Source organism: Ruegeria sp. YTSC325 (genome assembly GCF_059609525.1).
Map to the genome: position 1 here is coordinate 95,372 of NZ_JBXWLY010000013.1, position 21,775 is coordinate 117,146.

Below are 21,775 nucleotides of genomic sequence, written 5' to 3' on the forward strand. Positions count from 1 at the left end.
TGTTCTTCAGCCTTCAATCTCCCGCGCTAAGCCTTCAAACAACAAAGCAACAGCCTCAGCGCCGGGATCGTTATGTCCAACTAGGTTTTCTTCGGGAACATAGGCTGCCCGGCCCGCCTTCGCACGGCGAATTTTGGCCGTGTTGTCTGCACCTTCGCGAGCTGCCTTTGCCGCGTGAATAAGGCCAGATGGGAGTGCGGCAAGCGCAGGTGCCAAGGCGTCAATCATGGTCCTGTCACCGACCTTGGCGCCGCCGACTTGGCTAACGCGGTTCAGACCTTCGACCAAAGACTTCGGTACCGAAGCGCCGCTCGCACAGGCATCTCCAGCGGCGTTAAAGAAGATTGCAAGTATTACGCCGGAAGAACCACCCATCGTCTGGCTCAATTCATTGCCCAACGCTGGAAACAGTTGTGTCAAGTCAGCAAGCGGCATTCGGTCAAGGCTACCTTGCAACGCCCTTGCTGCAGTCGCCAAAGTGCTCCCCGTGTCGCCATCCCCGGATTTGGCGTCCAACTCGTTCAGGTTCTTCTCAGCGTTGATGAGAAGTTCAGACAAACGCGAGATCGTTTCCTTCGTCGCAGAATTATTCGAAGGAATTGGATCGATCGGAGTCAAACCATCAGGCAAAGGCGCTACTTTTATTGGGGTGATGGATTTGACACCGGGCCAAGCAACCAGATCAACCTGAGCTTCTAGTTTTGACAATTCGTGTTGATCTACGGGCAGAATAGAAACAGAAAATCCGTGCATATCCAACGATGTCATCATTGGTGCTGGGCCAATTATATGGCTGGCAATATCAGTCTCAGACAGGGCATGTGTGAGGACAGCCATTTCTAATGGTGTTGTAGAGCCAAGGTTATTGATCAACGCCACACAATCCCCGGAACCCACCCGTTGCTTCAGCTTACCCACCACTGTGGACATGGCCGATACAGCATTCGAGAATTCCACCTGCTGTACACCGGGCTCGCCATGGATGCCCAAGCCGAGTTCCGCTTTGCCGGGCGCAATCCTGTCCTCTTTCGGAGAACCTGGGACGGTGCAGGTGTCCAGGCTCATACCGATGCTGACGACCTTCGCTATAGTGGTTCTTGCGGCATTGGTGACGGTGTCCAAGTCAGCACCATCTTCAGCAAGCGCACCAGCGATCTTGTGCACGAACAGCGTTCCTGCCACGCCACGCGGTTGCGGAAGGTCGGGCAGGGCGATGTCATCATCGACAACAACCATCTCTACTTTGCGGCCCAATGCGCGGGCGCGCTCAGCCGCCAGACCAAAGTTCAACCGATCACCTGTGTAATTCTTCACGATAAGCAAGCACCCAGCCTCACCCGTAACGGCGAGAATGCCAGCCAAAACCGCCTCAACTGACGGGGATGCAAATACTTCTCCACATACTGCTGCTGTCAGCATACCAGCGCCAACAAAACCCGCGTGGGCTGGCTCGTGCCCAGACCCTCCGCCCGAAACCAAAGCGACTTTCGACTTGTCCCAATCGGACCTGTAGACGACTTTGATGTGCGGGTAACCGTCCAGCCGGGTAAGTTGTCCTCCGGATGACGCAAGAAGACCATCTATGGCCTCTGTCACCAGAGTTTCTTTCGTGTTGAGGAACTGGGCCATGCTTTTGCTCCTTAAGTCACTCGCGTGCCGGACGCGTCAAAATACAATGGGTTGTGTGGTCGGATTTTTATTACTTTCCCAGAGGGGTAGTCCTGATGGATATCAATCAGGGTCACAACCGGGTGGCCGTTTAAGTCTAGGTGCAGCCGCGTTTGATCTCCCAAGTGTTCGGCACGCACTACACGTGCATCCGTGCCTTCACCTTCGATGATGTTTTCCGGGCGAAGACCAATCTGCGGACCTTTGTGATCGCCTCCGAACAACGCGGACGGAAGGATGTTGATCCGTGGCAGTCCCAAGCGGCTGGCAACATACACACTTCCGGGATTTTCATAGATGTCGCGAGGGGTACCGTACTGAACCAGCCTGCCGTTTTCCAAAACACCGATATGCGTCGCCATTGTCATGGCTTCGACCTGATCATGGGTCACGTATAGTAAGGTTGATCCTAGGTCTGCCTGAATTCTTTTCAGTTCCACACGCAAGTCCGCTCGAAGTTTGGCGTCCAAAGAGCTGAGGGGTTCGTCCATCAGGAATATCTGGGGGTCCCGCACAAGCGCCCGTCCAATTGAAACGCGCTGCATTTCGCCGCCGGACAGCTCAGTTGCTTTGTTATCCAGCTTGTGCGGAATTTGGAGAATTTCTGCTACCTCGCCAACCTTCCTGGTGATCTCATCCTCGGGTGTTTTTAGGATCGGTGACCGCAGGGGAAAAGACAGGTTCTCTCGTACTGTCATATGGGGGTATAGCGAGTATTGCTGGAAAACCATCGCTACATCACGCTGGGCAGGAGTATCTATTCCAACGTCACGACCGGCAATGTGCACCGTTCCTGAATCCAGTTTCTCAAGCCCGGATATCAATCTTAGCGTCGTTGTTTTCCCTGCGCCCGTCGGCCCCAACAACACCACAAAAGCACCGTTGGGGATCGTCATCGATATACCATCCACCGCTTTTAGACTACCGAATGACTTCGAGATATTTTGCAAAACGACTTCAGCCATTGCTTAGCACCTCGTCGTTCAAAGCGGACCTCAACGCGCGTCCGGTAGACTTTTCAAACAGGGTTACTGCAGGTGAGCGGAATTCCAGTCCTACCGTTTCGCCGGGATTAACCACTTCACGCGCACCAATGCGGGCTTTCAGCTCTCCGTTCGGGCTTTGCAGTGTCACGATCTGGGTGGTTCCCAGATATTCCGCTGCCAGGACTTTGGCCCGGTAGGCGCTGTCGTCTGACAGAAAAACATGCTCGGGACGAACGCCGAAAACCAGGTCACCTTCCGCCCCTTCCATCAGTTTGGGCACGGCTTCGTCATGGCCATTCAGTCGAACCATTTCCGAGCCAGGCGCGACCTTTCCCTGAAACGGCAGGAAGTTCATCGAAGGAGATCCAATAAAATCTGCAACGAACATTGTCGCCGGTTTGTCGTAGATTTCCTGAGGAGTACCGAATTGCTCGATCACAGCGTTGTTCATCACCACGATCTTGTCGCCCATTTGCATGGCTTCCAGCTGGTCATGTGTAACGTACACAGTGGTTGCGCCCATGCGATCATGCAGAGCGCGCAGTTCTTCTGCCATATGCTCGCGAAATTCGGCATCCAAAGCGCCAAGTGGTTCGTCCATCATGAACGCCTTGGGTTCGCGAACAATCGCGCGCCCCAGCGCCACGCGCTGCCTGTCGCCGCCTGAAAGTCCACCTACTGGGCTATCGAGGATGTCCTTGATCCCCAAAATTCCTGCGACTTCCTCGACTTTGGCCTTTACAGCGGCGCGGGGCATACCCTGCGATATCAGTGGATAGCTGATATTCTTGCGCACGTTCATGTGGGGATACAGCGCGAACATCTGGAACACGAAAGCGATGTCTCGCTCTGATGGCGGTCGCTGGCTGATCTCTTCACCGTCCAAGTAGATTTCACCCGAGGTTGGAAGTTCCAACCCTGCGATCATCCGCAGCGTCGTCGTCTTTCCGCAACCGGATGGCCCAAGAAGCATGAAAAACTCACCGTCCTCAATCGTGAACGAGCTTTCGCGTACAGCGGTGAAGTCGCCGAACATCTTTTTTACGTTTTTGACTACGATCTGGGCCATTTCTACTCCGGGAAATGGCTGACGATGATGAACATGACGGTTCCGATCAGCGTGACGATGAAAGAGTAGGTGAAGGCCCAAAGGACAAAGGGCTGCATCAGCATGAAGACACCCAGTGCAATTAGGATGGTTGCGACCATCTCCCATGGGCCGCGGCGGAGTCGTAGTAATCCGGTAAGAAACTCGCTCATTTGCGCACGGCTCCGAATGTGATCCCGCGCAGCAAGTGTTTGCGCATTAGGATGGTGAAAATCATGACCGGGATAAGGAAGATCGTGGCACCTGCCGCCACAGCCGGCCAGTCCAGGCCACCGATACCGATAATGGTCGGGATAAATGGCGGCGCTGTTTGCGCGTTCGCGGAGGTCAGCAGCACGGCAAATGCGTATTCATTCCACGCGAAGATCAGGCAGAAGATCGCAGTTGATGCGATGCCTGTGGCGGCTTGCGGCAGCACCACTTTGTAGAATGCCTGAAACCTCGTGTAGCCATCTATAAGGGCGGCTTCTTCGTACTCTCGTGGGATTTCGTCGATGAAACCCTTCAGCAACCAAACCGCCAGTGAGATGTTAACCCCTGTATAAAGCAGGATCATTCCCAGGTGCGTATCGCTCAATCCAAGGTTCCTGAACATCAGGAAGATTGGGATAGCAACAGCAACCGGCGGCATCATCCTTGTACTGAGGATGAAGAACAGAAGGTCGTCCTTGAGCGGGACCTTGAACCTACTGAACGCATAGGCGGCCAGCGTGCCAAGGAAAATACTCAGGAAGGTCGAGCCGAACCCGATGATAACCGAATTCATAAAACGCTCACCGAACTTTGATGGCCCGACAATCACCATGTCGTATTGGCGCACGATCTCATCGGCCCAGTTCTGCGGCGGGTTGGCTTCCAGAAACTCCTGCGTTTGCCGCGTGCGCGTGGTGAAGAGATTCACATACCCTTCAAGCGTTGGGTCAAAGACCACTTTGGGCGGATAGCTGATCGCATCGGCCGGGGATTTGAAGCCAGTCAGCAAAATCCAGACCAGCGGGATCATCGTGATCAGCGCATAAGTGATGACCAGAAAGCCTGCGATCCACTTGGACCGGTTCGAAGGTTCAGTGACGGAAAAACCACTCATCTCTGTTTCACCTTGTTCAGGGCTTTGACGTAGATCGACGCAAGGCCGAACACGGTGACGAAAAGGATGATCGCATAGGCCGAGGCATAGCCTGTACGCCACTTTTCAAACGCCTCTCGTTTTAGATTGATCGAGGTGAGTTCCGTAACAGAACCCGGACCACCGCCAGTTAGCTGAACCACCAGGTCGAACATCTTGAAGTTCTCAATTCCCCGGAACAGCACCGCCAACATAAGGAACGGTAGCACCATCGGGATGGTAATCGTAAAGAACTGCCGCAGCTTGCTGGCCCTGTCGATCTCAGCCGCCTCGTAGATGTAATCTGGAATGCTGCGCAGACCGGCCAGACAGATCAGCATCACGAAAGGGGTCCACATCCAGGTGTCGACAATCACAATCGCCCATGGGGCCAACGTGACCGATCCCAGCATTTCAAAGCTCGATGGGTCCTTGCCGGTAAACCAGGACACTATGTAGTTAAACAAGCCGATCTGAGGTTGATACAGGAACTTCCAGAAGTTTCCGACAACCGCCGGAGACAGCATCATCGGCAGCACGATGATCGTAGTCCAAAGATCGTTGCCTTTGAATTTTTTGTTGATCAACCATGCCAGCGTGAACCCGATCAGAACTTGAAAAAAGATCGTCCAGAACAGGAAATGCGCGGTCGCCTGCATGTTCAACCAAGTGTCAGAGTCCGTCAGGATACGCTCGTAATTCCTGAGGCCGACATCTTTGACTTCACGCCCGATCCGATTGGCCTTGTAGTTGGTAAAGCTCAACTGGATGGTCCAGATCAACGGAAAGATATTGATCGCCAGCAATAGAAATATCGTTGGGGAGATGAATATCCAGGCGATCGCGCGATCGGATAATCCCCGGATTTTTCGCGCAACTCGCTCGGGCGTTGCCTGCGCAACGCGATCTACGGTCCTGTCAGACATCTCTTTGCCAGTTCTTGTTGGTTTCGGACTCACGGGTGAGGTGGAGCGGGATTGCACCCGCTCCTGCCTGTGTCCGGGCTACAGCTTGCCTTCGTCTTCGAAGACTTCCGTCCAATCTTCGATCAGAAGATCCAACGCTTCCTGAGCTGTGCCTTGGTCAGCAACCACGTAGTCGTGGATGCGTTTCTGCATTGCCAGCAGAAGCTCGGCATAAGCAGGCTCTTGCCAGAAATCCTGCACACCGCCCATTGCTTCAAGGAAGTCACCCGCGAACGGTTGGCTATCAACGAAACCGGGATCTTCCAGCACTGAGTTATGTGCCGAGTAACCACCCAGCTCCCACCATTTGGCCTGAACGTCTGGCTGCGCGAACCACTTTATGTACTCGAGCGCGGCGTCCTGTTTGTCGGAGTAACTGACTACAGAAATTCCTTGTCCGCCCAGTGTTGAACCCGCTTGATTTTGCGGTGGGTTCACGAAGAAGTCGATCTTGTCACCGCCGGTATTGGGGTCGGCATATAGACCAGGGAAGAAGGCAAACCAGTTCATCGCCATGGCGACCTGACCGGATTTAAAGGCGTCCAAGCTCTCACCCATATAAGAGTTGGTGTATCCCGGAGGTGTAGCCGTTTCGTAGAACTCTTTGTAGAATTCCAGTGCTTCAACTGCTTCTGGTGAATTTACGGCACCTTCCATGTCATACGAGCCAGGTGTGTTTTCATACTTGAAGCCCCATGGATACAGTGCCCCGGTCACACCCATTGTTATTCCTTCCGAGCCGCGCTCGGTAAAAATTGCGGCTCCGTAAACCGTCTTGCCGTCGATCTCACGACCTTGGAAGAACTGCGCGATCTGCAAGAGCTCTTTCTGCGATTGAGGCTCGCGCAGATCCTGACCGGTCGCCTCTTTGTAGGCGGCTTGGATATCGGGGTTTTCAAACCAGTCCTTGCGGTAGAACCATCCATTCGCATCGCCCATCGCAGGCAGCGCATAGTAGTTTGGTGTACCCTTGGGCCAGGTCGAATAAGCGTAGACAGTGGCTGGCGCGAAGTCGTCCATGCTGATGCCTTCAGCATCGAAGAACTCGTTGAGTTGGACATAATGACCGTTTTCGGCACCACCGCCGATCCATTGGCTGTCACCAATTAACAGGTCGCAGAGTTTACCCCCAGAGTTCAGCTCATTTAGCATCCGGTCCGCAAAATTTGGCCATGGAACAAATTCGAAGTTCATCGTGTGGCCAGACTCTGCTTCAAATTCTTTTGACAGCTCGACAAGCGCGTTGGCCGGATCCCACGCAGCCCAACATAGTGTCAGATCTTCAGCATTTGCCTTGGTAGAAAGAGTAGTAGCGGCAAGGACTATTGCGCTGGCCGAAGCCAGTTTTGTGTAAGTCATCCATTCCTCCCTTTTTTGCGCCGTCAATCGAGGATGTGCGAATCGCGGCATATGACCAAGGCTATTTGAGGTACGCACCTCAAGTCCAGAAATTTTTGAGGTTCGTACCTCAATAGACAGGAGAAAATCGCAAAGGTTTGCTATAAGTGTCTGATTATTATTTATATTATAAAATCAGTTTTGTGCATGAGTAGTTTTGGCAGAGATATTCTAAATAGCCATATCGACTAAAATTGGCGAAGCTCGTGATCGCAGTCATCATGCAACCAGTAGGTTTAGCTAAGCCGCGTCTGAAGCGCTCACAGATTATTTGGTCGATACCTTTGCGAATTGTAGATAGCGTCAAACAGCGCAGCCTGCTCTGGGTATTGGGTCACTCGATTGGTAAGGTGCAGACGTATGAAAAATCTCTCTATCGTCCGAATGAGCCGCTACCCAGTAAAAGGCTTGAGTTCGGAGCCTATGCAAACTGTGACGCTGCGAGCAGGAGAGGGCATTCCTGGTGATCGGTTGTTCGGATTTGCTAGATACAACTCGGGTTTCGATGAGCAGAACCCCAAGCCACTGCCGAAAGATCGTTTTGTCGTTTTGTTAAACGAGGCTGCTCTGGCCGGCATTCAAACAAATTTTGATCCCGAGACCCAAGCTCTTGAGATCAATGCTAACAGCAAGATACAACGCTTTAATATGCGAACGCCCGAAGACCGGATGAGCGCGGCAAATTTTCTTTCGTCGGAGATTGGTTTAAAAGATCCCGAACCGCCAAAGTTCGTCTCGTCTTCGCCTCATCGGTTTACGGATGTGTCTGTGGTATCACCGAAAATGATGAACGCGATATCCGTTTTGAATCTGGCTTCTGTGGAAGAACTGGGCAAGCAACTGAACGCGAATGTCCACCCAGCGCGCTTCCGATCGAATATCGAGATTGACGGGTTACCTGCGTTTGCCGAGCTGGATTCCGTTGGTTCAGTTTTGAGATTTGGTGATGTTAAGCTGAAAATTCTCTCGCGAACCAAAAGGTGCGCAGCAACTGAAGTTAACCCGATAACGGCCGAGCGGGACTTGAATGTACCCTATCTTATTCGAAAGGTGATGGGTCATATGGACATGGGTGTCTATGTCGAGGTGGCCAATGGTGGAACGCTAATGGTCGGTCAATCTGGGGAACTGCTCGCCTAATCCAAAACAGATTGTCAAAAGGCTTGAGACATAAACTATGCTTCAAGTCCAGTTGTCCTGCCTGTCCCTGAGACCCTCAAAACCTCAAGGACAGGCAGGACATTCCGCCATCCAGCTTAGCACAATCGGTATTGTCGATCTGAACAACCTCAAATCCCGCCTTGTCCAGAGTGTCGGCTGTGCGCGGGAAACCTGCTGCCATCAGTACCAGATTATTGAAACGAATTGCATTGGCAGCCGCTTCTTCACCGTCGGCGACATGCAAAACCCTATAGCGTTCAAAACACCCGGACGCATCCAGGCGCTTGGTTGCAAGGATGGTCTCGGCATCCATCAGCGAACAATCGGTCTTGAAATGCAACACGCCTTCAGGCGTAAACACCTCACGCAAAGCATGGCCCCACTCATTGGCAATTTCCGCCAGCTCGGCCACGCCTGCCGCGTCGGTGCGATCCGAACGGCCCACCAAGATTTCTTTTCCGGTCACCAGAATGTCGCCGCCTTCGACATGGCCGGGGCCTTTGATCTCGCGGACGTCGTGATAGCAGGCACGGATCGTCGATGCTATTTCCGCCACTTCACCCATGCGAGAGGGCGCGCCGGGACGCATCAGAATTGCACCTTGTGGAAGGCAAAGTGCGGTATCCTCGACAAATTGTGCATCAGGATAAGCGTCAAGCGGTTCAAGCTCGATCACCTCTGCCCCAGTGCTGCGCAGCGCACTGACATAGGCCGAATGCGCGGCCAGCATCCCGTCCAGGTTTGGATTGCCGATATCCTCGGCGCGCAACCCTTCTGCAATTGTCGTGGCGGGCTTGCGGGTGATGGCACGTGCAAATTCAAAGGTCGGATTCCGCATGAGTTACTCCTGATCCGGGCGATCCCCGGTAATGTCGATTTCCAGAATTGAAGGGCAGTTTCGCGCGCGGGCCGAAGCCAACGCGGCCGCTATCTCAGCGGGATTCTGAGAAACCCGTTCATGTGGTATGCCAAACGAGGCTGCGGTGGCGGCAAAATCAGGTGGAGTCGGGTCGCATCCGATCACCTCAACCCCAACATCCTGCATTGACGTCGCGATCTCGCCGTAGCCGTGGTTATTCCACAAGACAAAGGTAATGTGCAGGTTGTGATCCACCGCGGCCATAATCTCGGGCAGCGAGAATTGGGCGCCACCATCGCCGGCGATGCAGATCACAGGGGCCTGAGGATCGGCAATTCCTGCACCGATAGCGGCCGGAATGCCATACCCGAGCGCGCCATAACCGGTGGCGGCATTGAACCATCCGCCCGGACGGTCGTGGTCATAATAGAGGTTACCTGCGTAGATCGGTTGCGTGGAATCGCCCACTATAAGCGCGTTGGGGACAGTCGCGCGCATGGCTGCCAGGATCTCGACCTGGGCGCGGTAGTCTGGGCCGATCTCTTCATAAGCTGCGGCGCGGGTTTTTTCGGCGCGACCCGCGCCATCCCGCTGGTCGGGCCGGTCGGGCAGGGCAGCAAGCAATGCGGATATTGCCTGATCAGTCCGGGCCTGTATGGCAATTTTCGTGTCATGACGGGCCAATTGATCCGGGCAAACATCAACACGTATCAGACCGGGCATCATGGGCATCTTTCCCGTAGCGTACATGTCATAATCTGTTGGGCCCAGCTCGGTCCCTAAAGCGAGAACGCAATCGGCGTCTTCGATCAGTACGCGTACAGATTTCAAACTGGGGCTAGCGGGAACGGTCAATGGATGATCATGCATCAACCCACGCGCGTTGACGGTTTGCACGACTGGAGAGTCTAGGCGCTCGGCTAAGGCTTTCAGGCCTTCGGCGCTGGTTTTCGCACCGCCACCGGCCAGGATGACAATGCGTTTTGCGGCCAAGAGCTGCGCGGCAGCCTGTTGGATCACGTCGCCGTCCGGGGCCCAGCTGGGTAGGGTCTTGGCGATAGGGGCGCGTTCGGCTGCGTGTCCTGCCACATCCAGTGGGATCTCAATATGAGTGGGGCCGGGACGTTCCGAGCAGCAGGTCGCAAAAACGCGCTCCAGAGCTGGGTCCAGATCACCGGGCAGGCTCACATGTTCAGAAACCAGCGCCACAGTTTTGGCAAGGGCGTGCTGATCGGGCAGTTCATGCAAATGGCCATATCCTTGGCCGAGCGTATCTGTATCGTTGACGCCCGAGACCACCAGCATTGGCACGGAGTCCGCGCGTGCCTGCGCCATCGGGGTCAGGGTGTTTGTCAGGCCGGGACCGGTGATAACAAAAGCTACGCCAGGTTTACCCGACGCGCGCGCATAGCCGTCAGCCATAAAGCCCGCACCCTGTTCATGCCGAGGGGTGACATGACGGATTCCAGAGGCCGCAAGGCCGCGGTACAGCTCGACCGTATGCACTCCGGGAATGCCAAAGACACAAGACACGCCGCGCTGTTTCAGCCCTGCGACCAATGCTTCGCCCACTGTTTGGTTGGTCATGCGACGTTCCGATCGCTGAGGTTTGCATGGGCAACGATGCGGTCCAGTGCTTTTGCGAAACGCTCGTCGTCAATCGTCAAGGCGACCCGGACCCAATCTGTAAGGCTTTCGCCAAAGGCCGAGCCAGGCATGACGGAAACGCCATGCTCCAGCAGGTCCCAAGCATAAGTGTCCCCGTCCATGCCGCAGGCTGATACATTGACCAACGCAAACATGCCGGCCTCTGGGCGGTGTACGACAAGCCCGGTTTCGGCGTGTAGCCGATGTTCCAGGATCAGGGCGCGGCTTGCAAAGCGGGACGCCATACCCGCCGCGACCGACGATCCGTCCCGTACTGCTTTTTCCGTCATGTCCGCGATGAAGGGTTGATTGCCGAACAGCATGGTTTCGGAGACCGGCAGAAGCGCTGCACAAAACTCGGCCGGGCCCACACACCAGCCACTGCGAAAACCGGGGGCGGCGTGGGATTTCGATATCGACGAGACCGCGATGACCCGGTCTGCCAGCTGCGGATCAGAAAGCGGCGACACAAAGTCGGCATCATCGAACACCAGATGCTCGTACACTTCGTCCGAGATGATCCACAGGTCATGTTGTTGCGCAATTTTACCGATTTTACCGATATCTTCCGCAGTCAGGATCGCGCCTGTCGGGTTGTGAGGAGTGGTCAGCAGTATCGCCCGGCTGCGCGGCGTGATACGCGCGGCGAGATCGTCAGCCTGAAGTCTAAACCCGTTTTCAGCGCGCAGCGGCACCGGAACCGGTTCAGCCCCGCTGGCGCGGATGACACCCTCATAGGTCGCATACATGGGATCGCCGACTAGAACTTCGGACCCGGCTTCTGCGAGGCCCTGCATCACCGCAAAAAGTGCTGTCTGCGTGCCGGGAAAACACAGAATGTCTTCAGGCAGAAACTGCCGCCCACGGCTTTCGGTGTATGTTTCGGCCAAAGCTGCACAAAGCCCAGCCTCTCCGCGCCCGTTTGAATATCCGGTGCGGCCCGAATGCAATGCCAAGGCCGCCGCGTCGCACAACTCTTGCGGTGTTGGCACGTCCGGTTCGCCGATCGTCATTTCCACGAGGTCTGCGCCTGCCTCGGCCAATGCGCGCGCCTTCAGGTGGACTTCCCACTTGCCGCCGCCCAATCCGGCCAGCCGTTCGGTGATTGCTGTCAGCCTCATTTGGGCTTGCTCTCCTGCGTTAGATCCAAATCGAGAATGGCGGAAACGGACTGCAGCCCGATTTCAACCAGTTCACCTTGTTCAAATGCGTCCGGCAGCGCCCCGCCTTCAAGCCACAGACCATCGATCACCGCGTTGCACGCAATGGCCAATTGCCGCAAACGGGCAGGGGGCGCGGGCCGGTCAACTTCGTTCAGCGAGGCTGCAATCAGTTCCTCAAGCTGGTCCCGAAAATAGGCATATGTCCGTTCATGCGTCGCTTTCATCTGTGGGTCGTGCTGCACCTTGTTCAGAAAGCTGGCCCACAGGGCGATGGCGCGGGGGTCGACAACGGGTGGTGTCAAAGACGCCGTCACGAAAGCGGCGAGCCTGGTTTGCGCGCCGACCTCTGTGCCCGTCGCAAGTGCAAAGGTCTGGTCGGTCATCGTGTTCATGTGGTGCTCGTAGGCGGCCACGATCAGATCTTCTTTGGAGCTGAAGTAGTGGCGGATCAGCCCCCCCGTGACATTTGCGCGTTCTGCGATTCCCCGCACCGTGGCGCCGCGCACGCCCTGTTCAGCAACCAGTTCCAGCGTGGCTAGAATCAAAGCTTCCTGCCGGGATTCGGCCGACTCGCGCCTGAATTTTTTGCGTTCTTCACTCACAACTGGTTCGTTTTCGCTGGTTGCATTAATTATACGCTTGCATAATTACGATGTTCGCGGCTTACTGCAATCGGAAAATTGGGGTCGCAAAAAATGGACACAGCCGCTGCCGCATCAGCACAGCAACCCGACACCCGCCGAGAGGCGATCCGGGTAGAGGATTTGCATAAATCCTTTGGCGATTTAGAAGTTCTGAAAGGCGTGGATCTGATCGCGCATCAAGGTGATGTTGTTGCGATCATCGGTGGTTCGGGTTCTGGTAAGTCAACCATGCTGCGCTGCATCAATTTTCTGGAGACGCCAACGTCGGGCAAAATCGTCATCGGCGGCGAAGAGGTCGCGATGCGGGCAGATGGCAGCCCGGCCAGCCAGAAGCAAATCGAACGTATTCGCACCAAACTGGCGATGGTGTTCCAGCAATTCAATCTGTGGACGCACCGCACCTTGTTAGAGAACGTGATCGAGGTGCCGGTGCATGTCCTGAAGGTCCCAAAGGCAGAAGCGATCGAGCGCGCGCGCGAATTGCTGGTCAGGGTTGGCCTGGGCGGTAAGGAGGACACGTTTCCCGCTTACCTTTCGGGTGGTCAGCAGCAGCGGGCCGCGATTGCACGGGCGTTGGCCGTTAATCCGTCTGCCATGCTGTTTGACGAACCCACATCCGCGCTAGACCCTGAACTGGTCGGAGAAGTTCTGACCGTGATCCGTGACCTGGCCGCTGAGGGGCGCACCATGCTACTGGTCACGCATGAGATGAAGTTCGCCCGCGAGGTCGCGAACCACGTCGTCTACCTATATCAAGGTCGTATCGAAGAGCAGGGCCCACCTGCCGAGCTCTTTGGAAATCCGCAATCCGAGCGGCTGAAGCAATTCCTCAGCTCGGTCGGATAAAACAAAAATAAACGCTATCAACACGGAGAAACTTATGAAAATCAAAGCATTCCTGACTGCAGTCTCTGCCGCAGCCATGCTGGCGGCAGGCGGTGCTGCAGCCGAGCAAGTCAAGATTGGTATTGCAGCTGAACCCTATCCACCATTCGCCTCGCCGGACAGCGCGGGCAACTGGGTTGGCTGGGAAATTGAGGTCATCGAAGCGGTTTGTACTGCGGCCGAGCTTGACTGCGTGATTACGCCTGTTGCCTGGGACGGCATCATTCCGTCTTTGACTGGTCAGCAGATCGACGCGATCATGGCCTCGATGTCGATCACCGAAGAGCGGTTGAAAACTATCGACTTCAGTGATGCGTACTACAATACGCCCGCGGTGATTGTGGCCGACAAATCAATTGATATTGAGCCTACGCCTGAATCGCTGGCTGGCAAGATCATTGGCATTCAGGCCTCGACGATTCACCAAGCCTATGCGCAGGAATACTTCAAGGACGCCGAGTTGAAAGTCTACCAGACTCAGGACGAAGCCAATCAAGATCTGTTCGCAGGCCGAATTGATGCGACCCAGGCAGACAGCATCGCGATGGCGGATTTCGTGAACTCGGACAATGGCAGCTGCTGCGAGATCAAGGGAGCCGTTGCGGATGATCCGGCGATTCTGGGCCGTGGTGTGGGTGCAGGCGTACGCAAGGGCGATACCGAGCTTCTGGAAGCGCTGAACAAAGGGATCGCGGCGATCCTGGCTGACGGCACGCACGAGAAAATCACCGAGGGCTATTTCACCACCAGCATCTACTAAGGCGCTGTTGTGACCGGACTATTCGAGACACTGGGCCTCGGCGCCAGCGCCGAGTTGCTGTCGCTGTCAAGCTGGGGCGGCAACCTGTTGCGCGGGCTTGCCAATTCCCTGCAGATCGCCGTGGGCGCTTTTGGAATGGGGCTGATAATCGGGCTGTTCGGTGCCTACGGGAAACTCTATGGGGGGAAGGTCACACGTGACCTTCTTGCCATTTATACAACGGTGATCAGGGCGGTGCCTGAACTGGTGTTGATCTTGATCCTGTACTATGTCGGCAGCGATATCATCAACAAGATCTCTGAGGCGTTGGGAGGAGGTCGGGTTGAAATCAGCGGTGTCGCCGCAGGCATCTGGGTCTTGGGCGTTGTACAGGGGGCCTATGCCACCGAAGTGCTTCGTGGGGCTATCAAGGCGGTTCCGGTCGGGCAAATCGAAGCGGCAAAATCCTATGGAATGCCCGCATTTATGATCATGCGTCGCGTGACGATCCCAGCAATGATGGGATTTGCGGTGCCAGGCTTGGCCAATCTGTGGCTTATCGCGACCAAGGATACGGCCTTGCTGGCCGTTGTCGGGTTCAGTGAATTGACACTTGAAACACGACAGGCGGCAAGCAGTACCCGTGCTTACTTTACCTTCTTTCTGGCGGCGGGCTTTCTGTATCTCATGGTCACCCTTTTCTCGGGTGCGGTTTTTGCCCGTATCGAGAAATGGGCGCGCCGTGGTCAGCCTTCGTTGAAAGGGGGTTCCTCGTGATCACCGTGAAAGCGCTGATGCAGCCGCACCGGATCGTTATGATGCTGTTGTTTGCAGCCCTGATTATCTGGTGTGCCTTTTCGTTGCGATGGGATTGGATCCCGCAATACGCGCCGCTGGCGTTGCAGGGCCTTTGGACGACGATCTGGCTGCTGGTGGTGACAACCGTTCTGGGGTTTTTATTGGCGGTGCCGCTGGGCTTGGCGCAGGCGATCGGCCCTTGGTACCTGGCAACACCTGCCCGAGTGTTTTGCACCATAATCCGAGGCACGCCCCTGCTGTTGCAGATTTGGCTGTTGTATTACGGACTGGGTTCGCTGTTTCCGCAGTTTCCTTGGATAAGGTCGTCAGAGCTGTGGCCCTACCTGCGCCAAGCATGGCCTTACGCGGTGCTTGCGTTGACCTTGTCCTTCGCTGGTTATGAAGGTGAGGTAATGCGGGGTGCGTTTTCCAGTGTAGCGAAAGGGCAGCTTGAGGCTGCAAAGTCTTTTGGAATGCCACGTTTTACGATGTTCCGCCGGATATGGCTGCCCCAGGCTGTGCGCAACGTGCTGCCAACTTTGGGCGGAGAAACGATCCTGCAGCTCAAAGCGACACCCTTGGTTGCAACGATCACGGTGGTCGAGATTTACGCCGTCTCTTCGCGGGTTCGATCTGACACGTTTATCGTATACGAGCCGCTTTTGTTGTTGGCCTTGGTCTATATGGTCCTAGCCGGGTTGATCGCTTTGGCTTTTCGCCGATTTGAAGGTGTTTGAAGTCTGACACTGTCTTGTCGGCCCAAACTTGTTAAGCAGTGGCAAACCACTCCAGGTATTTGCTACTTAATTACAAGCCAAGGCGGAACTTGGTCGGTGTCATTCCGGTTTGACCTCGGAAAAAGCGAGTGAAGTGGGACTTGTCGGAATAGCCAAGCATCAGACCAATCTCCGCAATTGTCATCCGGTCTTCTTTTAGGTGCTCCTTGGCGATATCGACACGCAGCCGTTTGATTTCGCGGGGTAGCGTTGTGCCTTGTTGCTGAAGCGCTTTCAGGAACCGTTCCGGCCGTATTCCCAGTAACCTGGCCACCATCTCCGGCCCCAAATCGGTTTCATCCAGTTTGTCGCGCAAGACAGAGCGCAATGCAGCCACCACGGTTACTTCTTCATCTTGTTGCGGTGAGGCGATCGGCTTGGCAGAGCCGTCAGAGACATGGTGCAAAAACAACCATTCCACAGGAAAACTAATTTGCATTCCGGGATCGGGTCCAAGGCCAACCTCGATCCCCTTGTAGTCGATAGGTAGACCATTGATGTATCTGCTTTCCCATCGTACGCGCGAAGAATCCCAGGAATCGCCGACGACGGTCTGCAATAGACGTACATAGATTGCGGCGCCAAAACCGGTCACCTGAACGGGTGGAACAGTTGGTTCCTGTTGCCTATCGATACGATAAGTCGCTTTGTCCGCTTTAATGATAAGGCTGTGCCGCACAGAATTGGACTCCTGCGGGACAAGCCCAACAAAGCGGGTAAAGAACTCGAACAGCGTTTTTGTAGTTTGCAGGGCTTGAGCGAACGGAGGCCACTCTTGCAGGTTAAACGTCTCGCCTACATTCAGTCCAAGGTATCGATCCCCTGACACTTCTGAGAAGGCATTTACCAAGCCGTAGACCAACTCTGAGTGAACGAACACGGATGGGTCAGACAACAGTTCGGCCTTCAACCCGACCTGATCCAAAGCTGGTTGCGGATTGATCTTACGTTCGGTGAGATATTGCAGAAACGGAGCAGCTAATGAGAGGCGAATAAAGCCCTCGCTATGCTCTCGGGAGGTGGCGTTGAAAGGCAAGCTCGTCATCCTTGTGAGCATTGGCAGTTTTATTCAGTGGCCATTTTTATAATCACATTCGAACATCCTAATTCAAAAGTGGCAACCAAGGCAAAACTTTCCGGACTACAGTTGGCAGAACATGAATATGAAGGGAGTACCCATGTCCGGTCTACGAATGTCGCTTTGCTCGGCGGTAATCGCCGCTGCCGGTCTTTCTTTTTCTGCGTCCGCGCACGCTCAGGATCAGGAAGAACCCCAAACTCTTTTCACCAACGTGCATGTCTTCGACGGCGTCAATGAACAGCGTATCGAAAATGCGAGCGTTCTGGTTGAGGGCAACCTTATCAAGGCCGTCTCAACTGATGCGATCGATGCCCCCAATGCCACGGTCATTGACGGAGAGGGACGGACACTGACCCCCGGGTTTATCGAATTGCACGCGCACCTGATGCTGATGGGGCCGACTCTGCCTGCGATGGAGGCCAACACGACTTGGGAAGATTTCGCGATTCACGGTGCTCGGATGGCCGAGATGTATTTGATGCAGGGCTTCACCACGGTCAGGGACGCAGGTGGTGCCAATGGCGGGCTGCGCCGCGCAATTGACGCAGGCCAAATTGACGGACCGCGTTACTTTCCGTCCGGTGCATTTATTGGAACGCGCGGCGGTCATGCTGACTTCGCGAATTTCACCGCTCCACCGGGCTCAGAAACCAACATGAGCCGCCTGAACATGGCGCAGGAAGTTAGCGGAGTGGACGACGTTTACAGGTTTGCACGCAACAATTTCCGCATGGGTGCTACACAGTTGAAATTCATGCAATCCGGGGGTGTCGTTTCGGCCTTCGACCCGTGGCAATTGCTGGCTGGGTCGCCCTAGGAAATCCGAGCCGCCGTACAAGTTGCAAATGAGTATGGCAGCTATGTCATGGCGCATTCCTATCGTAAGGAAGCGATCCTCAGTGCGCTTGACGCAGGTGTCATGTCCATCGAACACGGCTTCTCGTTTGACTGTGAAATTGCCCAAGTCATGAACGAAAAAGGGGCGTATATCACCACCAACCTGACGGCCTTCGATCCCGGACTGCTCGATATTCCAGCGGTAGCAAACGTCCCGTCGAGCCTTGCCAAAGCCAAGTCCGCTTCGGCCACATTTGCAGGCTACATCGACAATATGAAGGAATGTCCGGTCAAGCGAGGGTTCCAGACCGACTGTGTTGGTTCCGTCGAGGCCTGCAATATCCAGATTGCCTATGAAAAACACCTGAACAACGAGTTTTTCGGGCCCTACACATCCATGGTCACGCTGACATCGACAGGTGGCGAGGTGGTCGCTTTGTCAGGTGACTTCATGAACCCGTATACCGACGGGAAACTGGGTGTGATCGAAGAAGGTGCCTATGCGGATATCCTGCTGATCGACGGTAACCCGCTCGAAGATTTCTCGGTCGTTGGTACGGGCGATCAGTGGTTCGGTGCCGACCCGAGGCCCGAAAGCCCCGAGACGATCCGCCTGATCATGAAGGACGGCGTCATCTACAAAAACACACTGGATTGACACCTCTAAAGAGCCGGAGAGCATCTATGCACCATGTGTTTCGCACCGTAGTATTGGCAGGGTTGGTTTGGTGTGGACAGTCTGCCATGGCGACGCCCGATACCGCGTTGGACTGGGCAGACCTGCCGGACCCATCCTCGCAGATCTTTGAAGACCCCTACCGTGATCTCAACCCCGAACAATTCGACGAAGTCCTCTACGTCGTGCGATTGCGTGGCAGGCTGCAGCAGAATGATGGCAGTGAAGATGAGCGGCAAAAGTGGCAAGCGCTTTTAGCCGAGACTGAGGATGCCTTGGCAGCTGATGGAATTGATATCGACTGGCTACTCGATCAGCGGGAGGTGGTAACGGAACGTCGGAGAAAGGCTGGGACCAACGGAAATCCACAGTTCGACGGTCAAAAAATCACGCTTGCGGGCTTTGCCATTCCTGCTCCGAGTGATCCGGACGGGCGGCCTGTCGCGTATTTGGTGCCCGAACGAGGGATGTGCAGTCATATGCCTCCGCCTCCGCCGAACCAGATGATCCGCGTGCGGCTGAACGGGGACTGGACGCCCAGCTATGTCCACGAACCCGTTCGGCTGACCGGTAAGCTGACTATCGATCCTTCCGTACATAATATGATGGTTGTGGATGGCCTCATGCCGATGAACGCGACTTTCCAGTTGGAAACGGAACGTGTCGAAACTCTGGAAACCGAGGCAGACAGGCTGGAATGGAAGCAGCGTGCAGCTGATCGCATCCGCGCGGCAGGCAACCGCAAGACCGGCGGGGCAAGGGCGTCTGAATGATAAGACTTTTGGTTGCCGCATTGAGCATTGCCTTTGCTGGCGCAGCGTCGGCTCAGGGATTATCCGGTCCATCTTCGGTCGAAGCTGATCTAGAGACCGGAGATGGGCTGACCGACCCACAATACCGTTCCGATTTTCCGCGCAACATCGCACCGGGTTGGTTTCAGTGGAAAGACCGGCTGGCTGAGGGTGGGTTTCGGTTCAACATAGACTACTTGGCATTGGGCCAATCCACGAACGCTGATCTGGGAACCGGCGAAGCGGCCAGCGGCATCGCTCGTTTCTACGGGAGTTGGCAGGCAACTGAACGGGGTTCCCTGACATTCAAGATCGAAGACCGGCACAGTTATTCGGACATTGCTCCGCAGTTTCTCGGGCTGGATGGCGGAGCCCTTTCAATCACGGGAACAGCCTTCAACGACAATGGTCTGCTATTGACTAACCTGTTCTGGACCCAAAGGGCCGAGAACGGTTCGTGGACGCTGCAAGTCGGGCAGATTGATGTAACAGACTTTGTGGATATCTACGGGTTGGTAAGCCCCTATAGCGGTTTTCAAAACCTGTCTTTCAATACCAATCCGACAATTAACACGCCCAACCAAGGCCTTGGTATTGCCGGTGGGGTAAAGCTGAGCGAGAACCTCTACGCCGTTGCCAGCGTATCAGACGCAAACGCCGACCCGTCCGATCCAAACTTTGATGTGTTTAGCGATGGCAACCTCTTCAAATCACTCGAACTTGGGTACACCTCCGGCTTTGATCGCATCTACTTCGACAACATCCATTTGACCCTTTGGCATGCGGATGCGGCTGACGATGGCAGTCGAGCGGAAGATTACGGCGCAGCGTTCTCTGCCGCATGGTTCGTTGACAATAAGTGGATGCCGTTCTTTCGGGCTGGGGCCTCAAAGGGGACCGCAGCGCTTTATGACCGGTCTATCTCTGCAGGTCTGGGCTACTATGGTCGCAATACCGATTTGGCCGGCCTGGGCCTGAATTGGGCCGAGGCAAGAGGCATAGACGGTGACCAATTCACGGTCGAAGCATTCTACCGGTTTTCAATCTCGCCCGGGCTGCAGATCACGCCATCACTGCAGTTCATTTCCAACCCGCTGCTGAACCCCACTCAGGACAACATCACACTGTTCGGCCTCAGAACCCGGATCGTTTTCTGAGGGGGTCTCATGCGGTGGCAAAACAAAACAGCTGAGGAGGCTCTGTTATGAGGACCCTGTTGGCCGTGAGCGCCATAGCGATCACTTTTGCTTGCGCATTACACGCGAGCGAGGAAAGCAAGACGTGGAAGGCGTCAGAAGAGGCGAAGCAGTTTGTGCAGGACACAATTGTCCTCGGCATGTTGGCCAGCCCGTATGGCACCGGTTGGACCGAAGACGAGCAGCTTCACACTTACTTCGCACGTGCCCGGGACAACGGCATTACGGGACACGAGATGACGCTGGCCGCTGCGGATATGTCTTTCGATACCTTTCTTGACCAGCATTACCACTTTCGCGCTGCCATGGCCCAGCAACCGGAAAACTACCTCATCGTGAATGAAACCCGCGATATTGAGGCTGCCCATATACAGGGAAAAACGGCGGTCATTTGGAACAGCCAAACTGCCACGATTCTGGACGGCGATCTAAGGAAAATGGCAGTGCTCAAGGATATGGGGATCAAAAGCATGATCCTTGCTTACAATGACATTTTCCGCACTGGTTCTGGGCAGTTGGCGGCCTATAACGGCCGCGACATTGGTCTGACGCCTTGGGGGAAGTCAGTCATCGATGAAATGGTACGGTTCGGCATCCTGCTCGACCTAAGCCACACGGGTTCAAAAACGGCCAACGACGCCATGGACTACATGGATGAAAACTATCCCGGCGTGCCATATGTCTATACGCACTCTGTCCCAGCTGGGCTTTATGCGAATGAACCTAACGCCACGCCACGCGGTTGTTATCGGGCCATTCCCGACGACGAAGCATTACGTGCGGCCAAATCAGGTGGTTACATTTCTCCGACCTTCACCGAATGGATGATGGACGGTGTTTGGCCTGAGGATATCTCGCCCGAGCAAGCTGCTGATATGATCGACTACTATGTCCAGCTTGTCGGGGTCGACCATGTTGGGATCGCAACCGATGATATGTTCTCGCTCGAACTGGTCGTACAGTTCGCAACTGCAAACGCGAGCATGTACGATGATGGCGGCTACATGATCGATGCGTTCAACAAAGGGGCCACTGGCAACGGTGAACTTGCCAAAATTCTTGCGGCGATTACCGATGACCTTTGGGCCAGGGGTTATTCCAATGAGGACCTTGCGAAGATTTATGGCGGTAACAAGATGCGAGTTTATGCGCAAGTTTGGGAGGGCAAACCACCCGAACTATTCCTGAAAGAATACCCCGAGCGTCTGCGCTTAAGGCAAGAACTACGTGACGGGTTTTATTCGCGTTAGATTATTGCGAGCTTACCGAAAGAAAACAGATGACATCCCGCA

The 21,775-nt window shown here is 55.0% G+C and carries 22 protein-coding genes; 10 read left to right on the top strand and 12 right to left on the bottom strand.

Annotated features, from left to right (window positions below; all coding sequences use genetic code 11):
* Positions 1-6: 6 nt before the first annotated feature.
* The 7 genes from AC2FF7_RS17360 to AC2FF7_RS17390 all read right to left on the bottom strand — a co-directional run bounded on the left by AC2FF7_RS17360 (position 7) and on the right by AC2FF7_RS17390 (position 7,191).
* A complete protein-coding gene (locus AC2FF7_RS17360; RefSeq protein WP_480869620.1) occupies positions 7-1,629 on the bottom strand; it encodes a dihydroxyacetone kinase subunit DhaK in 1,623 nt (540 codons plus the stop codon).
* A gap of 11 nt (positions 1,630-1,640) precedes the next feature.
* Positions 1,641-2,633, bottom strand: coding sequence for an ABC transporter ATP-binding protein (locus AC2FF7_RS17365; RefSeq protein WP_480481878.1), 993 nt, complete (start codon positions 2,631-2,633; stop codon positions 1,641-1,643).
* On the bottom strand, positions 2,626-3,723 hold the full coding sequence (locus AC2FF7_RS17370) for an ABC transporter ATP-binding protein (protein ID WP_480869614.1): 1,098 nt from the start codon (positions 3,721-3,723) through the stop codon (positions 2,626-2,628). Before AC2FF7_RS17370 ends, AC2FF7_RS17365 begins: the two co-directional genes overlap by 8 nt.
* Before the next feature lie 2 nt (positions 3,724-3,725).
* Positions 3,726-3,914 (bottom strand): hypothetical protein, encoded by a 189-nt coding sequence (locus tag AC2FF7_RS17375; RefSeq protein ID WP_155150119.1) that lies wholly within the window; start codon positions 3,912-3,914, stop codon positions 3,726-3,728.
* Positions 3,911-4,849, bottom strand: a complete 939-nt coding sequence (locus AC2FF7_RS17380; RefSeq protein ID WP_170755712.1) for a carbohydrate ABC transporter permease — start codon at positions 4,847-4,849, stop codon at positions 3,911-3,913. The genes AC2FF7_RS17375 and AC2FF7_RS17380 overlap by 4 nt, the downstream gene beginning before the upstream one ends.
* Positions 4,846-5,793, bottom strand: coding sequence for a carbohydrate ABC transporter permease (locus AC2FF7_RS17385; protein ID WP_170332156.1), 948 nt, complete (start codon positions 5,791-5,793; stop codon positions 4,846-4,848). The genes AC2FF7_RS17380 and AC2FF7_RS17385 overlap by 4 nt, the downstream gene beginning before the upstream one ends.
* Positions 5,794-5,871: 78 nt before the next feature.
* Positions 5,872-7,191, bottom strand: coding sequence for an ABC transporter substrate-binding protein (locus tag AC2FF7_RS17390; protein ID WP_170724798.1), 1,320 nt, complete (start codon positions 7,189-7,191; stop codon positions 5,872-5,874).
* A gap of 399 nt (positions 7,192-7,590) precedes the next feature.
* On the opposite strand from AC2FF7_RS17390, the gene AC2FF7_RS17395 reads away from it, so the two are divergent.
* Positions 7,591-8,370: an MOSC domain-containing protein gene (locus AC2FF7_RS17395; RefSeq protein WP_496906028.1), complete on the top strand. Its 780-nt coding sequence runs from the start codon at positions 7,591-7,593 to the stop codon at positions 8,368-8,370.
* A 76-nt stretch (positions 8,371-8,446) separates the two neighbouring features.
* Here AC2FF7_RS17395 and AC2FF7_RS17400 read toward each other — a convergent pair whose 3' ends face one another.
* Genes AC2FF7_RS17400 through AC2FF7_RS17415 form a run of 4 tightly spaced genes read right to left on the bottom strand, consistent with a single transcriptional unit; the run spans position 8,447 to position 12,662 of the window.
* Entirely contained in the window at positions 8,447-9,229 is a 783-nt protein-coding gene (locus AC2FF7_RS17400; protein ID WP_480869608.1) for an arginine deiminase family protein, read from the bottom strand.
* Between the two features lie 3 nt (positions 9,230-9,232).
* The gene (locus tag AC2FF7_RS17405) at positions 9,233-10,837 is read right to left on the bottom strand and encodes a 5-guanidino-2-oxopentanoate decarboxylase (protein ID WP_480869605.1); all 1,605 of its coding nucleotides are present in this window, start codon (positions 10,835-10,837) and stop codon (positions 9,233-9,235) included.
* Complete coding sequence (locus AC2FF7_RS17410; RefSeq protein ID WP_480869603.1) at positions 10,834-12,018, bottom strand: pyridoxal phosphate-dependent aminotransferase; 1,185 nt, start codon at positions 12,016-12,018, stop codon at positions 10,834-10,836. Before AC2FF7_RS17410 ends, AC2FF7_RS17405 begins: the two co-directional genes overlap by 4 nt.
* Positions 12,015-12,662 (bottom strand): TetR/AcrR family transcriptional regulator, encoded by a 648-nt coding sequence (locus AC2FF7_RS17415; protein ID WP_170755717.1) that lies wholly within the window; start codon positions 12,660-12,662, stop codon positions 12,015-12,017. The genes AC2FF7_RS17410 and AC2FF7_RS17415 overlap by 4 nt, the downstream gene beginning before the upstream one ends.
* A 93-nt stretch (positions 12,663-12,755) precedes the next feature.
* Here AC2FF7_RS17415 and AC2FF7_RS17420 point away from each other — a divergent pair, with 93 nt between their 5' ends.
* Genes AC2FF7_RS17420 through AC2FF7_RS17435 form a run of 4 tightly spaced genes read left to right on the top strand, consistent with a single transcriptional unit; the run spans position 12,756 to position 15,863 of the window.
* Positions 12,756-13,550 carry an ABC transporter ATP-binding protein gene (locus tag AC2FF7_RS17420; RefSeq protein WP_480869600.1) on the top strand — a complete coding sequence of 265 codons (795 nt, stop codon included), beginning with the start codon at positions 12,756-12,758 and terminating at the stop codon, positions 13,548-13,550.
* A 34-nt stretch (positions 13,551-13,584) separates the two neighbouring features.
* A complete protein-coding gene (locus tag AC2FF7_RS17425; RefSeq protein WP_480869598.1) occupies positions 13,585-14,349 on the top strand; it encodes a transporter substrate-binding domain-containing protein in 765 nt (254 codons plus the stop codon).
* A gap of 9 nt (positions 14,350-14,358) precedes the next feature.
* Entirely contained in the window at positions 14,359-15,105 is a 747-nt protein-coding gene (locus AC2FF7_RS17430; protein ID WP_480869595.1) for an ABC transporter permease, read from the top strand.
* A complete protein-coding gene (locus AC2FF7_RS17435) occupies positions 15,060-15,863 on the top strand; it encodes an ABC transporter permease (protein ID WP_480869593.1) in 804 nt (267 codons plus the stop codon). The genes AC2FF7_RS17430 and AC2FF7_RS17435 overlap by 46 nt, the downstream gene beginning before the upstream one ends.
* A gap of 70 nt (positions 15,864-15,933) precedes the next feature.
* Here the strand turns inward: AC2FF7_RS17435 and AC2FF7_RS17440 are convergent, their stop codons facing one another.
* Positions 15,934-16,938, bottom strand: coding sequence for an AraC family transcriptional regulator (locus AC2FF7_RS17440; protein ID WP_496906029.1), 1,005 nt, complete (start codon positions 16,936-16,938; stop codon positions 15,934-15,936).
* Between the two features lie 142 nt (positions 16,939-17,080).
* Between AC2FF7_RS17440 and AC2FF7_RS17445 the strand changes: the two genes are divergently transcribed.
* Genes AC2FF7_RS17445 through AC2FF7_RS17465 form a run of 5 tightly spaced genes read left to right on the top strand, consistent with a single transcriptional unit; the run spans position 17,081 to position 21,733 of the window.
* A complete protein-coding gene (locus AC2FF7_RS17445; protein ID WP_496906030.1) occupies positions 17,081-17,800 on the top strand; it encodes an amidohydrolase family protein in 720 nt (239 codons plus the stop codon).
* A 48-nt stretch (positions 17,801-17,848) separates the two neighbouring features.
* On the top strand, positions 17,849-18,478 hold the full coding sequence (locus tag AC2FF7_RS17450; protein ID WP_496906031.1) for an amidohydrolase family protein: 630 nt from the start codon (positions 17,849-17,851) through the stop codon (positions 18,476-18,478).
* Positions 18,479-18,504: 26 nt separating this feature from the next.
* Positions 18,505-19,269 (top strand): DUF3299 domain-containing protein, encoded by a 765-nt coding sequence (locus tag AC2FF7_RS17455; protein ID WP_496906032.1) that lies wholly within the window; start codon positions 18,505-18,507, stop codon positions 19,267-19,269.
* Positions 19,266-20,444, top strand: coding sequence for a carbohydrate porin (locus tag AC2FF7_RS17460; RefSeq protein ID WP_480868182.1), 1,179 nt, complete (start codon positions 19,266-19,268; stop codon positions 20,442-20,444). The genes AC2FF7_RS17455 and AC2FF7_RS17460 overlap by 4 nt, the downstream gene beginning before the upstream one ends.
* A 47-nt stretch (positions 20,445-20,491) precedes the next feature.
* Positions 20,492-21,733, top strand: a complete 1,242-nt coding sequence (locus AC2FF7_RS17465) for a membrane dipeptidase (RefSeq protein ID WP_496906033.1) — start codon at positions 20,492-20,494, stop codon at positions 21,731-21,733.
* Positions 21,734-21,775: the final 42 nt, after the last annotated feature.

Excerpts from the sequence above, each read along its gene's own strand:
- AC2FF7_RS17370 (WP_480869614.1), bottom strand. The coding sequence starts at position 3,723 with ATGGCCCAGATCGTAGTCAAAAACGTAAAAAAGATGTTCGGCGACTTC.
- AC2FF7_RS17410 (WP_480869603.1), bottom strand. The coding sequence starts at position 12,018 with ATGAGGCTGACAGCAATCACCGAACGGCTGGCCGGATTGGGCGGCGGC.
- AC2FF7_RS17400 (WP_480869608.1), bottom strand. The coding sequence starts at position 9,229 with ATGCGGAATCCGACCTTTGAATTTGCACGTGCCATCACCCGCAAGCCC.
- AC2FF7_RS17385 (WP_170332156.1), bottom strand. The coding sequence starts at position 5,793 with ATGTCTGACAGGACCGTAGATCGCGTTGCGCAGGCAACGCCCGAGCGA.
- AC2FF7_RS17390 (WP_170724798.1), bottom strand. The coding sequence starts at position 7,191 with ATGACTTACACAAAACTGGCTTCGGCCAGCGCAATAGTCCTTGCCGCT.
- AC2FF7_RS17395 (WP_496906028.1), top strand. The coding sequence starts at position 7,591 with ATGAAAAATCTCTCTATCGTCCGAATGAGCCGCTACCCAGTAAAAGGC.
- AC2FF7_RS17360 (WP_480869620.1), bottom strand. The coding sequence starts at position 1,629 with ATGGCCCAGTTCCTCAACACGAAAGAAACTCTGGTGACAGAGGCCATA.
- AC2FF7_RS17365 (WP_480481878.1), bottom strand. The coding sequence starts at position 2,633 with ATGGCTGAAGTCGTTTTGCAAAATATCTCGAAGTCATTCGGTAGTCTA.
- AC2FF7_RS17380 (WP_170755712.1), bottom strand. The coding sequence starts at position 4,849 with ATGAGTGGTTTTTCCGTCACTGAACCTTCGAACCGGTCCAAGTGGATC.
- AC2FF7_RS17405 (WP_480869605.1), bottom strand. The coding sequence starts at position 10,837 with ATGACCAACCAAACAGTGGGCGAAGCATTGGTCGCAGGGCTGAAACAG.
- AC2FF7_RS17445 (WP_496906030.1), top strand. The coding sequence starts at position 17,081 with ATGTCCGGTCTACGAATGTCGCTTTGCTCGGCGGTAATCGCCGCTGCC.
- AC2FF7_RS17450 (WP_496906031.1), top strand. The coding sequence starts at position 17,849 with ATGGCGCATTCCTATCGTAAGGAAGCGATCCTCAGTGCGCTTGACGCA.
- AC2FF7_RS17435 (WP_480869593.1), top strand. The coding sequence starts at position 15,060 with ATGGGCGCGCCGTGGTCAGCCTTCGTTGAAAGGGGGTTCCTCGTGATC.
- AC2FF7_RS17425 (WP_480869598.1), top strand. The coding sequence starts at position 13,585 with ATGAAAATCAAAGCATTCCTGACTGCAGTCTCTGCCGCAGCCATGCTG.
- AC2FF7_RS17465 (WP_496906033.1), top strand. The coding sequence starts at position 20,492 with ATGAGGACCCTGTTGGCCGTGAGCGCCATAGCGATCACTTTTGCTTGC.
- AC2FF7_RS17460 (WP_480868182.1), top strand. The coding sequence starts at position 19,266 with ATGATAAGACTTTTGGTTGCCGCATTGAGCATTGCCTTTGCTGGCGCA.
- AC2FF7_RS17455 (WP_496906032.1), top strand. The coding sequence starts at position 18,505 with ATGCACCATGTGTTTCGCACCGTAGTATTGGCAGGGTTGGTTTGGTGT.
- AC2FF7_RS17420 (WP_480869600.1), top strand. The coding sequence starts at position 12,756 with ATGGACACAGCCGCTGCCGCATCAGCACAGCAACCCGACACCCGCCGA.
- AC2FF7_RS17375 (WP_155150119.1), bottom strand. The coding sequence starts at position 3,914 with ATGAGCGAGTTTCTTACCGGATTACTACGACTCCGCCGCGGCCCATGG.